The organism is Mesorhizobium kamtschaticum, from assembly GCF_056174585.1.
The window spans coordinates 3,130,843-3,147,064 of sequence record NZ_CM149691.1; the positions used below are offsets into that span (position 1 = coordinate 3,130,843).

Consider the following 16,222-nt stretch of genomic DNA (forward strand, 5'->3'; position numbering starts at 1 on the left):
GTTAGCCATCGACGCCGGCTGCCCCTGGCTGGTTATTCGGCGCCTGCGGTTCCAGGCAAACCAGCATCAATCCCGACTTTAGTCCGGCTCGCAACCAGACTTAATGCTCACATGAACTTGCCAAGGTCCGAAGAATTGGCTCGACCTCGGACCATGGCAAATATCCATCGCTACGGCATCCTTAAGGAAGAGTTAACGTCGGATGCCAGGGCTCAGCTTGAAATAGCGTGGTAGCGAATTTCGAGCCGAGACAAACAAATTCCTCGCAAGACCGACAGATCCAACAGCGCTGGACGTTCCCGGTATCGTCTGGTGTGCGTAAGGGAGGAGTTGTGCCATGGCCTATACGCTCAAGCCGTTCGTCATCAACCAGACGGATATCCAGTTCATTCTGGACCAGCTGAATTTTCTTCCATTGTTCGACGAGTTCGGCAATGCCATCATCAATTGGGACGGCACTGGTACGGTCTACAATTCCAAGCACGTTGCCTATGCCAATCTTGGTAGCGTGAGTGCCAATATTGCAGCCTATGGCACCTCCTACCAGTCGGTCACCGACCTCGCCGGATTGCGCGACGTCACTGGGCTGAACAATAACCTGTCGCTCATCAACGCCGAGTGGGGCGCTGTTGACCAGATATTCACGCGGTCGGCTGCTGCGGACTACGCCAATTACTCGCCGATCCTGCAGGCAGTGGCTGATTACGCATATGCCGCAGCCAAGCAGTATTACGGCAAATACAGCGACGGCAGTGCGACCGACGGAACGCCGACCGGCACCTTCAATGCCGGCGGCATCGCGAATACGAATTACGCCGTGACACTGGATACTACGGCGGCCGTGCAGCCCGGCGACTCTCACGCAACTGATGGAACCGCGATCAACATTCCGAACGTAGTCGATTACACACCGCGCATGATCAGCCTTGCGACGACGACCGCAGGCGTGACCTATGACACATGGGCCAATCACCAATTTATGCCGGACGGAACCACGCCCAATCCCGACGCGGCCAGCCACACGTCGAACGAAATCTATTATGACGGCAACGGCGTCGCCACGGTTCTCGACTGGGGCCAGCTGGCTACCGTCGCCGACGGCGGTCTCGGTCAGGTCGACCCTCAAGCGCGGCTTGCCGCGTCCGCCGGTCAGGACGATCACTTCATTGGTGGCCTGAACCCTGGCGTGTCGCCGTCCAACGGCTTTTTCGTGTTGTTCGGGCAGTTCTTCGACCATGGCCTCGACTTCATCGACAAATCGTCCGGCGCAACGATCAAGATCGCGCTTGCGACCGACGATCCGCTCTATGGCATGGCCGGTCCCGACGGGCAGCCGGTGCACGAGATCACCATCAGTCGCGCGACCGTGCAAACCGTCGACGCCAATGGTCCGGAATATGTCAACCATACCTCGCCGTTCATCGACCAGAGCCAGACCTATGGCTCGCACGAGCAACTGACGAACCTGCTGCGCGAGTGGGTGCCGGATCCGACAACGGCTTCTACGACCGACTTCCATGCTGGCATGAAGCTGTTTGACGGCACGACGCTGGCGACAGTGTGGACGAGGGCCGATGGGACATCGACAAACGACACCCTACCGACGCTCGACGAACTGCGGGCGCACGTCGAGGCAACCGGGCGAGACGCCCTGACCTGGGAAGACGTATCCAATCTGCGCAACCGCGACGCGAGCGGACATGTGATTGCGGGCACGAGCGGCTCTGCGCTGCTGCTCGACATGAACCCGCGCTTTGATGCCGGCCATTTGCACGGCTTCTACGACATCAATGGTGATGGCGTCCAAGGCATTGGCGAGGCCAGCTACGGCAACTCCGCGCAGTCGGCCAAGGTCGATGCCGCCATCGCGACGATTGATGCCAGCGTCAAGAGCACGTTTGGGGCCACTTCGTCCTTTGGCATCGATCCCACGACACACAAGCTGACGCTTTACATGGAAAACTTGCCGGTCGGTTCCCCGCCGGGAACGCCCCATACGCTTTCGGGTGCCAGCGCGCTGTATCCATTCGTCAACTTTGCGGATTTCAGCATCACGGCGCCTGCCGGCGCGGTGCACAACGCTGTGGGTGAAATCCTGCTGGCGTCCGTTGGTGACCACTATGTCGCGGGCGACGGCCGCGTGAATGAGAATTTCGGCCTCACCTCGATCCATCACGTCTTCCATGAGGAGCATAACTATCAGGTGCAGAACCTGATCGACGCATTGCATCGGCAAGATGTGGTCTCGGGTGACCCGACCCACGCCAGTCTTCATGATTTTCAGGTCGACACGGGCCACATGAATGCGACTGGAGATTTCGTATATACCGACAACAGCATCGCCTGGGACCAGGACAAGGTTTTCAACGCAGCCAAGCTGGTCGTCGAAATGGAATACCAGCACGCGGCGGTTGACCAATATGCCCGCAACGTGACGCCCAACATCCAGGAATTTGTTGGATATTCATCCAGCGTCAATTCCGCGGTCTCGCTGGAGTATTCTCAGGCGGCGTTCCGCTTCGGTCACTCGACCCTGCGCGAGACGATCGACACCATCGATCCGAGCCACGGACTGACCGGCAAGATCATGGGCTACGCGCTGAAGGAAGCCTTCCTCAGCCCGGAAAAATACGCGGACATCGGCCCAGCCGCCATCGCGCTCGGCATGACGCATCAGCAGATGAACGAGGTTGACGAATTCATCACCCCGGCCCTCAACCAGGGCTTGCTTGGGCAGCCGCTCGATCTCGCCGCCATCAACATCGCGCGCGGCCGCGATGTCGGTATCCCCACTCTGAATGATTTCCGCGAAGCGATCGGCCTTCAAAAGTATACGAGCTGGAACGACTTCGGGCAGAACATGCAGCACCCGACGTCGCTGGCAAATTTCATTGCGGCTTATGCGTTCGATGGTGACCTCGCTAAGGCGCAGGCGATCCTTGGCATTGTCGAGGGCACCATAGCCGTCGGCACGTTAGGCTTCACACTGGATCAAGCGTACGGCTTCTTGAACGGGGATGAAGCCGTCGGTGGCGCCGGTGCGCTAGCCTTCAACCAGATCGACACCTGGCTTGGGGGTCTCGCCGAGATCCATCAGCCTGGCGGCCTGCTCGGCGAGACCTTCGACAAGGTGTTCGTCAACCAGATCGAATCGCTGATGGACGGAGACCGCTTCTACTATCTGTTCCGTCTGGCCGGTCAGCAGTTTGCCGAAGAGGTCGGCAATGGCCAGCTCAAGGATATCGTCGAGCGCAATACCGGGCTCACGCACCTCAACGGCAACATCTTTGGATATGCCGATCAATATGTCGATCTCGGCGCAAAGAAGGAGGTCGTGGCAACGGGCGCCGAAACTCTGACCACCGGCAATGAGCACAAATATGGAGACATTGCCGCAGTCGCTGACGGAACGATGGGCGTCTACTCCAACGGCGGCCGCGGGAATCTGAACGACGGCCATGTCGTGACCATCGGTGGCGTTCAGTATGTCCAGGACACCCGGCTGGCGAACGGCACCCAGTTCCAAGTCAGTCTCACCAACGCCGCTTTCGAGGTCGACTCGCTTGCCACTGGCGCACCGGGCGTGATCGTAGATGCGCTCGGAAACTACACGGTAGGCAATCCGAGCAATTGGACAATCACAGGCGGCGTTGGCGGTCTGTTCGCCCCGGTTAGCTCGATCAGCAATCCCGCCGGCCATAACGGCGGTAATGTTGTCTGGCTGCATAGCGGGGCAATCCTGTCCCAGGACACAGGCAAGATCCTGACGGCGGGTCAGACCTTCAGCCTTGGTCTCAATGTGGGCGACCGGACGGACCTGGCCTGGCCTGGCGGCGAGGTACGCCTGATCGCGACAGACGGCGTGACCACTCATGTGCTGAATTCACTGGCCTTGCCGACGCCGGCCAACGGTGCATGGTCGCATGTTACACTGGACACCGGTACGATTGATGCCGCCTATGCGGGTTTCCAGCTGCGGATCGAGGTGCAGCAAAACTCGGCGGGCGGCAGCCAGCAGATTCTGGTCGATGACATCCAGTTGACTACCGGATCAGTGGTCTTCAACGATGGCGTCAACCTTGATGGGACGCCCAATTCGGGTGCGGAGTCGAACGAGGTCATCGTCGGCACCGCGGGCAACGACCTGATCTACGCGCAAGGCGGCGATGACACGGTCTACGGCGACGGCGGCAACGATACGCTCTACGGCGGCTACGGCATCGACCGTCTCTACGGTGGCGATGGCAGCGACCGTATCTATGGCGGCGACAACCCCGACCTGATCGACGGCGGCTCCGGCGACGATTTCCTCTACGGCGAGTCCAGCGGCTCCGACATCAACGGCAGCGACCAGGTGATCGGCGGCTCCGGCAACGACTACATCTCGGGCGGCATTGGCATCGACAAGCTGTCTGGCGGCACCGGTGACGATCGCATCTACGGCGATCAGGACACCGACCCGTTCACCCACGGCAGCGACGGCAACGACTATGTCGATGGCGGCAGTGGCGGCGACATCCTCTACGGCGACAATGGCGATGACGTGCTTGTCGGCGGGGCCGACCAGGACCAGATGTTCGGCGGCAACGGTGACGACATCATCCGTCCCGGCGACACCACCGGAGCCCTCACCATCGGCACCGATGAGGTGCTGGGCGGCGACGGCGTCACCGACGAGGGCAACAAGCCGGGGACGCTCGGTTTCGACCTGATCGACTTCAGCGACAATGCCGTGCGCCCAGGTGGCGTGACGTTCAACCTGGCCGACCAGCAGAACCCTGCCGTCAACGTCAATGGCATTCCCAAGCAGATAGCCGCGTTCCAGACCGAAGGCCTGATCGGCTCAGCCGGTAACGACACGCTGACCGGCGACTCGGCCGGTGACGCGGGCCTCGCCAATGCCGCCCTCGACAAGGGTGAGAACTGGCTGATCGGCGGCTCCGGCAACGACATGCTGACTGGCGCCGGCGGCAACGACGTGATCGTGGGCGGCTCTATCCGGCTCGATGCTCTGATTGGCAAATACAACTCGGGCTACACCCACAACAACAACAACATCGGAGCCACCGCCGCCGATCAGTTGCAGGACGCCCTCTACCAGGGCGCGTCGCACCGTGTCGACTATCAGGAAACCCTGCTGGACAATGTCGGCAGCCATGCAGGCCTGCTCGGCGGTGCCGCCACCAAGGAATTCGACAAGCATTTCACCGAGTTGCTGCGCACCGAGATGTTCAAGGACACGGTGCTGGGCGATGGCGGCGCCGATGGTCTCGGCGATACGGCGGTGTTCACGGGCAATCTGTCAGATTACACACTAACGGCCGTCGACGCGCACGGCGCAGTCGTCGTCAACCCTCACGCCAACTGGGCAAGCGTTGCCGCTATCAAGGTCGCTGACCACCGCGATCCATTGGCGACGGATGCCAACGGTCAGCTCATTCCGACCGATGGCACCGATCTGGTAATCGGCGTGGAAAACTTCAAATTCTCTGACCAGACCATCAATCCAGCGGCGTACTTCGATAAAGCGCCAACGCTGGATTTGAATTACGTGCCGGTTGCCCGCAACACGCTCGATGCGTTCGGTTCGAACAACAATGCCTACGGCCAGAACAACGGCAGTGTGAACTGGAATGGCAGCTGGCAAGAATCGAACGATGGCAACAATTCCTCGTCGAACAACGGCCAGATCACCAGGAGCACCAGTAGTGGCGGCGTCCTGCAGTTCGGCAGCGGCGATGGCGCCGAGATCACACGTGGTGTTGGCCAAAGCGGGGCAACGCCGACAAGTATAGTTTTCGATCTGCAGTCAAAGAACGGCATCGGCGCCAACGAGACACTGGCGTTGCAGTATAGTTCGGATGGAACGAATTTTGTCACGGTTGCGACCTACGGCAGCGCCGATGCAACGGGCACGAAGACCATCAGTCTGGCCGGACAGACCATGACCGCGGACTCGGAAATACGCTTCGCGGTCACGAGCCTGAACAATGGCGACTACTTCCGGGTCGACAATGTTCGCGTCAACTTTGTTGGAGACTCGGCCCAGGGCAACAACAACACGGCAGCCTACACCGAGCGATCGGCCACGGGCGCGGCCCTTACCACCTTGCCTCACATCACCGATGCCGATGATACAAATCTCCAGTCGGCCAAGATCGTTCTCACCGACGCGATCGCGGGAGATCAGTTGAATATTGGTGCTGTCCCGGGAACGATTACCGCTACTCTAAGTGCCGACAAACACACGGTGACCCTGATCGGCGCCGCTTCGACCGCTGCCTACGAACTGGCGCTGAAAGCGATCACCTATACCAACCCGACCAACCACAACCCGACCGTCTACAACACCGACACGACCCGTCATATCGACGTTACGGTGAGCGACGGCCTCAAGGACAGCCTCGTCGCGACCACGACAGTGATGATCACCGCCATCGATGAACCGACTGTTGCCGGCAACGATACCATCATCACCAACACGGGAACGACGGCATTCGCCGTCCCGGACGCGGCGCTGCTGGCCAACGATGTCGACCTTGATACGGTCCTCACGATCTCAGGCACGTCGACCAACAGTGGCGTAACGTCCTCCCACCCGAACGGGAGCCAGTCGGTCACTATCACGGACGCAAATCCGCCAGGCGGCTCGTTCCACTACACCGTGAACGGACAAAGCCCGCTCGTCGACGTCGTCCAGCAGACTGGCAACACGCTAAACGGCACGACCGACGCAGGTCAGATCTTCGTCGGCGGAAGCGGGAACGATACGATCAATGCGCACGGCGGCAATGATTTCATCGCCTGGAACGTCAGCGGTACAGTCACGCGCAATAACAACGGGACTTTCACCACCAGCGTAACCACCGGCGGCCGCGATTCCATCGATGGCGGCGCAGGCAACGACACTTTCATTCTGAATTCGTCGGTCACGGGTGTGGGACAAGGCAACACCAACACCAATCTGGCCAATGCTCGTCCCGACGTCAGCGAAACCTTTGCCATCTACTCGAACACCGACGACTGGGACGGCGCGGGGCCGGGAACCGGCAGTAGCGCGGCGCACGCGGGGCTGACCGGCCTGCACGCCGGGACCGAGATCGTGGTCACTCGAAATGGCTCGGTGGTCGCCGAACTCGCTCACGTCGAAGAGATCGTAATCAATACCGGGCCAGGCAACGACACGGTTACCGCGATTGGCAACTTCAACGGGACCAACTTGGCTTACTCGACGATCACCATCAACGACGCTGACGGTGGCGACATGGTCGACATTTCTGGCCTCACCTCCGCCCACCGCATCGTCTTCAATACGGATGCGACCGGCCAGGTCGTTGGTGATATGCGCCCTCAGGACGTCGTCAACCGGTCCGACGTAAACGGCGCGCCCGGTGGCGACCCGGGCAATGGCAGCAGCGGCGGCCAGCAGTCGAACGGTCAAGAAGACGACGACGACGAGCACCTGAACCGAGCGCCGGTCGTGAACGGACCCATCGTCCTGCCGTCGCTTGGCGCCAACACACCGCTGCTGCTCGCCGCGGCTGTGCTTCTGGCCGGAGCCTCGGACGCCGATGGCGACTCGCTGACGGTTACCAATCTCACGCCGTCTTCGGGAACTGTCACGCACGGGCCGGATGGCTGGACCTTCACACCCGCCACCGACGACACCAGCCAGGTGATCTTCAGCTACGACATCAGCGATGGCCACGCTTCCGTCCACCAGACCGCTTCGCTGGATCTGACGGCAGCTGCCGGTGGTGAAGGCGACGGCGCGGGTGCGCCGGTGTTGGGAGGTGATGCACATCTCGGCACTGATGGTGCCGACGTCATGATCGGCGGGCTCGGTGCGGACGTGCTGAGCGGCGGCTATGGCGATGACGTCATTTTGGGCAATGACGGCGCGGACACCTTGCTTGGCGGTGCCGGAGACGACCTGATAAAGGCTGGCGCAAGCGACGATGTTGTCTTCGGTGGCGCCGGCAACGACGATATCTTCGGTGGCGCCGGACATGACATGATCTTCGGTGACGGCGGCAATGACCGGATATTCGCCGATGAGGGCAACGACGTCATCGAAGGCGGATCTGGCAACGACACCGTGTATGCCGGCACCGGCGACGATCACGTCATCGCCAACGTTGGTGACGGAGACGACGTCTATTGGGGCGAGGATGGCCAGGATACGCTCGACTATTCGGCCATCAGCGCCAGCTTGACGATCGATCTGGGCAACGGGTTGCTGCATCACGGCAGTGTCTCAAGCGCGCAGAGCGGCCAGGACACGGTGTTCGGCTTTGAGAATGTCATCGGCGGTTCAGGGAATGACACAATCATAGCCAACGACGCCGCCAACATCATGGATGGCGGCCTTGGCAGCGATACCTTCGTGTTCGGGTCGGCAGGCGACGCCAATGGCGATACGATCGTAGGCTTGCAGCCCGGCGACAAGATCGATCTGTCAATGATCGACGCCAACACGAGTGCCGCGGGTCACCAGTCCTTCGTCCTCTTTGCCGGAGCCGGATTCACTTCGGCGGGCCAGGTCATGGTCAGCTATCAGACCGCCGCGGACGGCGAACACACGCTGGTAAAGGGTGAGATCAACGGAGACGGCGTGGCCGACTTCAGCATCGACGTTGTCGGTCACCACGACCTGGACGGAAGCTCGTTCAAGCTCGCCTGAACGTGCCGGCCGCCGAGGGGAGCCCCTCGGCGGCCGCTGAAGCCCGCAAACTGTTCAATGTAGTTGGGATTGGCTTTCATGAGTACCCAAAAGAAACGCACCCGTGCTGCCCCTGATGTCTCGCAATACATCGGCAATTATCGAGGGCTTGCAGTCTTTCTGCTTTGCCTTTCGGGCGTCATCAACCTTCTGGCGTTGACTGGCTCGTTCTACATGCTGCAGATCTACGACCGGGCTATCCCCAGTGGCAGCGTGCCTACGCTCGTCGCCTTCTCGGTGCTGGCCATTGGTCTCTACCTTTTCCAAGGCCTGTTCGACGTGTTGCGGTCCCAGATTCTGGTCCGCTATGGCGCGCGCCTCGACGCCAGACTCGCCCCGCTTGCTCATCAGGTGGTGATCGAGATGCCGCGCTACGGCTATTCCACATCAGAAGCGCTCGAGCGAGGCCGGGACGTCGATACCGTGCGCGGCTTCATATCCAGCCAGGCCCCTATCGCCTTGTTCGACCTGCCATGGATGCCGCTGTTCCTGGGCTTTGTCTATCTCCTCCACCCCATGCTTGGACTGCTGACAGTTGCGGGCGCCATAGTCCTAATCGCGTTGACCGTTGTTACCGAAGTTTTGACCAGAAATGTCGCCAAGGACACGCACCGCGCCGCGATTGTGCGTTCCAACATCGCCGACGCACATGCGCGCAATGCCGATATTCTCAAAGCCATGGGTTTCGGCTCCCGTGCTGTGACGCGCTTTGAAGCCGCCAATGACAAGCATCTCCATTTGCAAACCAAGACCAGCGATGTGACAGGGTCCCTCAGCGGCCTGGCAAAGGTGCTGCGCATGATGCTGCAATCGGCGCTTTTGGGCCTTGGCGCATATCTGACCATGAAGGGCGAACTCTCCGCGGGTTCGATCATCGCGTGTTCGGTCGCTTCCGCGCGCGCGCTTGCTCCCATCGACATGGCCATCGGCAACTGGAAAGGTTTCGTCGCTGCGCGCCGAAGCTTTGGCCGCCTGAAGGAAACCCTTGCGGCCATGAGTGACGAGTCCCACATCATCGACCTTCCAGCGCCCCGCCAAACGCTGAAAGTGGAAAAGGTAACTGTCGTTGCGCCCCATACCGGAGCGGTTCTTCTGAGCGACGTCTCTTTCGAACTCAAGGCTGGCGACGCTCTCGGACTGATCGGCCCGAGCGGCGGCGGCAAGACATCGCTGGCCAAAGGCATTGTCGGTGTCTGGCCGCTGCTGCGTGGCTCGATCAGGCTCGACGACGCCGACCTCGATCAATGGCATAGCGACAAACTTGGCGCCGCTATCGGATATCTGCCACAGGATGTATCGCTGCTGGAGGGGACGATCGCCGAGAACATCTCGCGCTTCGACCCGCAAGCCGATGCACGCGGGATCGTTGCCGCTGCGCGCGCTGCGGGTGTCCATCAAATGATCGTCCGGCTCGGCCAGGGATACCAGACAGAACTTGGGCCGAACGGCACAGCCCTGTCGGCCGGCCAGCGCCAACGCATAGGCCTTGCGCGGGCTCTTTACGGAGACCCTTTCCTTGTCATGCTCGACGAGCCGAATTCCAACCTGGACTCCGAAGGGGAGACGGCATTGACGGAGGCGCTCAAGGGCGTTCGCCAGCGTGGTGGCATCGCCATTGTGATTGCCCATCGCCCAAGCGCCCTGGCAGCAGTCGATCTCGTCGGGCTGATACAGAACGGCAAGCTCGTGGCGATGGGCCCGAAGGACGAACTGATCCGCGAACCCGCGCGCGTCGCGCCAATGCCTGCCTCGGACGGCAAGGTGCGCGCCGCCCCGATGCCTGGCTCTGGCGGCAAGATGGGCGCCGCGTCGGCCGTCGCGGCCGCGCAAAAGGATTGACGAGCGCAAAATGGACGATCGGCTCGCACTTGGACTGCCCAACCACGAGGAGCTTGACGCTCCGAAGAACCGCTTTGCGCTGCGAGAGTCGCGCTCGCGCGTCAATTCGATCTCGGCACTTCCGTTCTTGATCGGTGCATTCGCGGCACTTCTTAAAAAGATGTTCGAGACCGACCAGGACAGCTCCGACAAGCACCCCAGCGAACATTCCGACCAGAACACCAAGCACAGCGATCAGTCATCCGACGTTGAAGATAACCCGGTCATGACGCAGATCCAGAAGATTGGCGAAGTCGCGGACTTTCTGCGAAGTCTCGCCGAACCTGTAAGCGTCAATGTTCCCGACCTCAATTTCGATGTCTGGCAGCCACGTCGGCCTTGGGGCGTGCAAGGACTGCACTCGACCCATCGCAGTGGCGTCGGCAACAGCATCCATGGACCTGGCGGTCACGGAGGCCCGCCGCCACCTGTTGCTGGCAACGACAACGGCGGGGGAACGCTCCCTCCCGGCGGCGTTTTGCCAGGCCAAAGCGGGGGCGACAACAGCCACAGCGGGTCGGGCTCCGGCGGCCAGGGCGGCAGCAGTGGCGGACAGGGAAATCAGCCGGGGCAATCCGACCCAGGTCAAGGTTCGCCAGGGTCGACAAGAACAAACCGGCGGCCGGTCTTGACCGGTCCGGTTTTTCTTTCCGACGGCATGATGAACCTGTCGGTCATCATCACCATGGGGGAGCTTCTGAACGGCGCCAGCGATCCCGACGGCGATAATTTGATCGTGCGCTCGCTGGAGGCCGATCATGGCGAACTTCAGCGTATCGGATTGGAACGCTGGCTCTATACGCCCGAGCAAGACCAGACCGGATCCGTCACGTTTCACTATCAGATCAGCGACGGTGCCGAGACCATCCAGCAGAGCGCTCATCTCGAAGTCACGGAACCTGCCGGTGAATCGATAGCCGGCACCGAAGGCGACGATGTACTGATCGGAACACCCTACGATGATCTGATCGACGCCCGCGGCGGCAATGATGTCGTGTACGGGCGCGAAAGCAACGATACGATTCACGGCGGCGATGGCGATGACCGGCTCATTGGCGGCGACGGCAACGACGTTATCTGGGGTGGCCGCGGACACGACATCCTGTTTGGCGGCCGTGGCGACGATACCCTGTTCGGCGGCGAGGGCAACGATACCCTGTATGGCGATGCCGGCAACGACCTGCTTCTTGGCGACGAAGGCAATGACCAGATCCATGGTGGCGATGGCAATGACGTGGCCGACGGCGGCTCCGGCAATGACACCCTCTATGGCGAAGACGGCAACGACACGCTGGACGCCGGAGACGGCAACGATGTCCTAGATGGTGGTGCCGGGACCGATCTGCTGATCGGGGGCAGCGGCGACGATGCAATTGCCGGGGGCGACGGCAATGACCATCTGCTGGGCGGCGACGGAACTGACGATCTGCATGGCGATGCGGGAACGGATACGCTGGACGGCGGAGACGGTAACGATGCCCTCGATGGCGGTGCCGGGACCGATCAACTGATCGGGGGCAGCGGGAACGATGTAATGGCCGGTGGCGACGGCAACGACCAACTGCTGGGTGGCGACGGCGCCGACGAGCTGCATGGCGGTGCGGGCGCGGATACGCTGGACGGCGGCAACGGCAACGACATGCTGGATGGCGGTCAGGGTGATGACACGCTGGTCGGAGGTGCCGGTGGCGACACACTGGACGGCGGCGATGGTATGGATCATCTAAGCGATGGTGAAGGTCTCGACCATGTCGACGGCGGCGCAGGCAATGACGTCATTCATCTAAGCAACGACCTCCAGATCGATATCGTGGATGGCGGCGAGGGGCAGGACACGCTTGATCTTTCGGCCAACGCGGCTGACGCCATCGTGGATCTCCAGGATGGGCTCGTCTTCCTGGACGGCGTAGAAGAGGCCCATGTCTTTGCAATTGAGAGCATCGTGGGCAGCCATGGGCGAAATACGCTGGTGGCGAATGACGCCGTCAACGTCATGGTTGGCGGCGGCGGCAACGACATTTTCGTGTTTCGATCGCTCGAGTCTCTTGCCAACCATGGCGGGCCGCTCGACCTGATAATGGATTTCCAGACCGGAGACCGCATTGATCTGTCGCGCATATCCGATGACAACAATGACTTCGCCAGTCAGAAATTATTCTTTGCCGGCGCAGCCTCGGCGGCACCGGCCGAACTTGGGGCGGTGACCTTCAACTATCAAATGCTCGACATCGATCACGAAGTCACGGTCGTCTCCGGGAATCTCGACAGCGACCCGGACGACGAGTTCTCTTTGGTCCTGGACGGCCATCACGAACTGACTGCACAGGACTTCATTCTCGAAGCAAAACACGACGCCGTATTGCCTAGTCCGGCATTGGCGACCGCGTAGACGACAGGGGTAAAACGTGGACAAGAATATCGAGAAGAAATCGCGCCGGCCACAATACGCGATCCACTCACGGGTGGTGGTTTCGGGCCTCCTTGCGTTGGGTTTGGTTCTTGGCTGTGGAGGCTGGGCGGCCAATGCAAAATTATCGGGTGCGATTGTTGCACAGGGCAAAGTCACCGCGAAAAAGCAGTTGAAGATGATTCAACATCGCGACGGTGGCATCATCGGCGCGATCGAAGTCGCTAATGGCGACGCGGTGAAAGTGGGTGACGTTTTGATCCGTCTCGACGAGACCCAGACCAGGGCGGAGTTGGGCGTGTTGAGCGGGCAGTTCCTGGAATTTCAAGGGCGCTCCGCCCGTCTGCGCGCAGAGCGAGACGACATGGGCCAGATCACGTTCGATTTTGCAGCCGATGTCGATTCACAGGCTATCGTGGATGGCGAAAAGCGGATGTTTGCCAACAACCGGGCGTCACGTATGGCCCAGAAGGCGCAACTGGCTTCGCAGATCGAACAGTTTCAGGAACAGATCAGAGGTCTGGAGGCCCAAAAAGCGTCAAGCAGGAGTGAACGCACCCTTGTGGCCGAAGATATCGGTCGATTGGCCCCTCTGTTGCGCAAGGGGCTGATTGAAGGCGACAAGACCCACACGCTGGAACGGGACCAGGTAAAGATCGACGGCCATATCGCCGAGGTCGAGTCCGACATAGCGCGGGCAAGGGGCCAGATCAGCGAGGTCAATCTGAAGATGATCGAGATCGACCAGCAGGTCAGGACCGATGCCCAGCGCGAATTGCGCGACGTCGAGGCGAAGGTTGCCGAGCTGGACGAGCGCATCGTCGCTGCGAAGGATCGTCTCACACGCATGGAATTGCGGGCGCCGATTTCGGGTACCGTCAACGACCTCAAGGTTCACACGGTTGGTGGGGTGATTGCGCCCGGTGAAACCGTCATGTCAATCGTGCCTCGCGGTGACGAGCTTGTCGTCGAGGCAAGGGTCGCACCTACTGATATCGACCAAGTATCGACAGGCCAGGATGTCAGGCTGCGCTTCTCGTCGTTCAACCAGCGCACCACGCCAGAGATAGACGGGCGCGTGAACGTTGTTGGAGCGGCTGCGAGTGTCGACGCGCAGACTGGTCAGGCCTACTATCTTTCAACGATTGCAATCGTCGATGACAGCGGCCTGGAAGGCAAGCAACTTGTGCCAGGCATGCCGGTTGAAGTCTTCCTGCACACGAAGGAAAGATCCGCGCTTTCCTACCTTGTCAAGCCATTCACCGATCAGATGAAGCGAGCCATGAACGAAGATTGATCGAAACAGTCTTGAACACGTCGTCATTGATTTTGGAGCGACGGGTGATCGGGGTGATTAGCGACGCCCTGATAGCTACCAACGCCCAAGCGTCTACCGCCCTGTGTCTCGCGCGATTAGGGAAAAGTAAACGGCCGTTGCAACAAGAACCCTAGGAGTAAAAGTCATGTCACGGAGTCTGATGCCTCTCTTCCTCGCAAGTGCCCTCTTGGCAAGTACGGTCGTTACACATGCCGGCGGTGATCTCATTCGGATCAAGCTCTCAGATCTGGGCGACGACGCCCGCATGGCGACTGATCTCGGTATGGGCAACACAGGCAATATGAAGATGGCAACGTTGAAGATCACGCCGGACGCTCAGCGCGTCAAAGCCGGCCAGGTGACCTTCGAGGTTACCAACAGCTCGAAATCGATGGTCCACGAAATGGTTGTCGCCAAAGTTGATGCAAGCAAGCTTCCTCCCTATGACTCGGCAAATGCAAAGGTGGAAGAAGAATTTTTTGAAACCCTTGGCGAAGTGCCGGAATTGGACCCGGGCAAATCCGGTTCTGTCAACCTCAAGCTGGAGCCCGGAACCTACGTGCTGTTTTGCAATATCCCTGGACACTACATGGGCGGCATGTGGTCTGTGGTGACGGCCGAATAGTTTATTCGGAGGGCATCACTGGCGATCCAACTTATCGCCGTTCGGTGAAGCGAGCCATGAACGAAGATTGATCGATACAGCCTTGAATAAGTCGTCTATGGGCGATCGGGGTGAACTGGTGCACCCTTATCGCTGCCATCGCCGGCCTTCCTCGGCCCCTGGCGTTCTCAGCAACCTACGGTCGCGACTAAACGCTGCAAGCAGCCGTTAGCTAGCTGTGGAGCCTCAACAGGTTGTCCTCGGTTAGATCGAGGCGACTGATAGGTGTTTTGGACTTTAGGCTCCCGTGGGGACGGTGCCAATTGTAACGATGCAGCCAGACCGGCAACTCTGCGGCGCGGTGATCTGAAGTCGGATAGGCGATGGCATAAGCCCATTCGCGCAGTGCTGTCTGGATGAAGCGCTCAGCCTTGCCATTGGTCTTGGGCGTATAGGGTCTTGTCCTGACGTGCTTGAGGCCGAGATCGCGGCAGGCCTTGGCGAAGGCCTTCGATATGTAGCAGGAGCCGTTGTCGCTCATGACGCGGGCTATCGTGACGCCGAGGCTGGCGTAGTGGCCACCGCCGCCTTGAGGAAGGCGATGGCGCTCTCCTGTTTCTCGTCGGGCAGGATCTGTGAGAAGGCGATGCGGGAGGCGTCGTCGATGCAAACATGGACGAACTCCCAACTGCTGCCGCGCGAACTGGCATTGCCGGTACGTTTGCCGGTAATGCGATGGCCGATGCGCTCAAAACGGCCGAGCTTCTTGATGTCGATGTGGATCATCTCGCCGGGATGCTCGCGCTCGTAGCGCCGGACCGGTTCGGCCGGTTCGATATCCTTGAGCCGCGACAGCCCAGCACGCTTGAGAACCCGACTGACGGTAGCGGGCGAGACACCGACCTCATTGGCGATGTGCTTGCCGGTCCAACGTTGCCGCCGCAGCGCCACGATGCGTTCGGCGATCGACTCAGCGGTGGCCTGTGGCATATGGGCGGGCCGTGAGGAACGGTCGACCGTGCCGGCCCGACCTTCGGCCTTATAGCGCTCGACCCAGCGCGCCACGATCTTGGCCGACACGCCATAGACGCGCGCCGCATGGGCTTTGGAAAAAGCGCCCTCTATCACCGCCAGCGCCATCTCCTCTCGACGCAGCGGCGTGAGACGGGCATTCTTGTGGATGTTCATTCGGACCCTCCGGTGAGTGCTGAAGCCTGGTAACTCCAGTCTCCCCGGTCCGGTCCGAATGGACAACCTCCCGAAAGCTCACAGCTAGCCAATGGCCGCGATCGG

The 16,222-nt window shown here is 60.5% G+C and carries 6 protein-coding genes and 1 pseudogene; 5 read left to right on the forward strand and 2 right to left on the reverse strand.

Translation table 11 applies throughout. The features are described from left to right. Positions 1-181: 181 nt before the first annotated feature. Entirely contained in the window at positions 182-1,342 is a 1,161-nt protein-coding gene (locus AC0V7N_RS15275) for a hypothetical protein (protein WP_475460697.1), read from the reverse strand. Here AC0V7N_RS15275 and AC0V7N_RS15280 point away from each other — a divergent pair. The 5 genes from AC0V7N_RS15280 to AC0V7N_RS15300 all read left to right on the forward strand — a co-directional run bounded on the left by AC0V7N_RS15280 (position 1,250) and on the right by AC0V7N_RS15300 (position 14,950). Continuing rightward, positions 1,250-8,683: a peroxidase family protein gene (locus tag AC0V7N_RS15280; RefSeq protein ID WP_475460341.1), complete on the forward strand. Its 7,434-nt coding sequence runs from the start codon at positions 1,250-1,252 to the stop codon at positions 8,681-8,683. The two genes, AC0V7N_RS15275 and AC0V7N_RS15280, sit on opposite strands and share 93 nt — an antisense overlap. A 78-nt stretch (positions 8,684-8,761) precedes the next feature. After that, positions 8,762-10,561, forward strand: a complete 1,800-nt coding sequence (locus AC0V7N_RS15285) for a type I secretion system permease/ATPase (protein ID WP_475458846.1) — start codon at positions 8,762-8,764, stop codon at positions 10,559-10,561. A gap of 10 nt (positions 10,562-10,571) precedes the next feature. Further along, a complete protein-coding gene (locus tag AC0V7N_RS15290; RefSeq protein WP_475458849.1) occupies positions 10,572-12,989 on the forward strand; it encodes a cadherin-like domain-containing protein in 2,418 nt (805 codons plus the stop codon). 16 nt (positions 12,990-13,005) lie between these two features. After that, positions 13,006-14,304: an HlyD family type I secretion periplasmic adaptor subunit gene (locus tag AC0V7N_RS15295; RefSeq protein ID WP_475458851.1), complete on the forward strand. Its 1,299-nt coding sequence runs from the start codon at positions 13,006-13,008 to the stop codon at positions 14,302-14,304. Positions 14,305-14,470: 166 nt separating this feature from the next. Continuing rightward, positions 14,471-14,950 carry a cupredoxin domain-containing protein gene (locus AC0V7N_RS15300; RefSeq protein WP_496627937.1) on the forward strand — a complete coding sequence of 160 codons (480 nt, stop codon included), beginning with the start codon at positions 14,471-14,473 and terminating at the stop codon, positions 14,948-14,950. A 211-nt stretch (positions 14,951-15,161) separates the two neighbouring features. Here AC0V7N_RS15300 and AC0V7N_RS15305 read toward each other — a convergent pair. Further along, positions 15,162-16,117, reverse strand: a pseudogene (locus AC0V7N_RS15305) (IS481 family transposase). Positions 16,118-16,222 lie beyond the last annotated feature (105 nt).

Coding starts and splice junctions, on each gene's coding strand:
- AC0V7N_RS15285 (WP_475458846.1), top strand. CDS start 8,762: ATGAGTACCCAAAAGAAACGCACCCGTGCTGCCCCTGATGTCTCGCAA.
- AC0V7N_RS15290 (WP_475458849.1), top strand. CDS start 10,572: ATGGACGATCGGCTCGCACTTGGACTGCCCAACCACGAGGAGCTTGAC.
- AC0V7N_RS15300 (WP_496627937.1), top strand. CDS start 14,471: ATGTCACGGAGTCTGATGCCTCTCTTCCTCGCAAGTGCCCTCTTGGCA.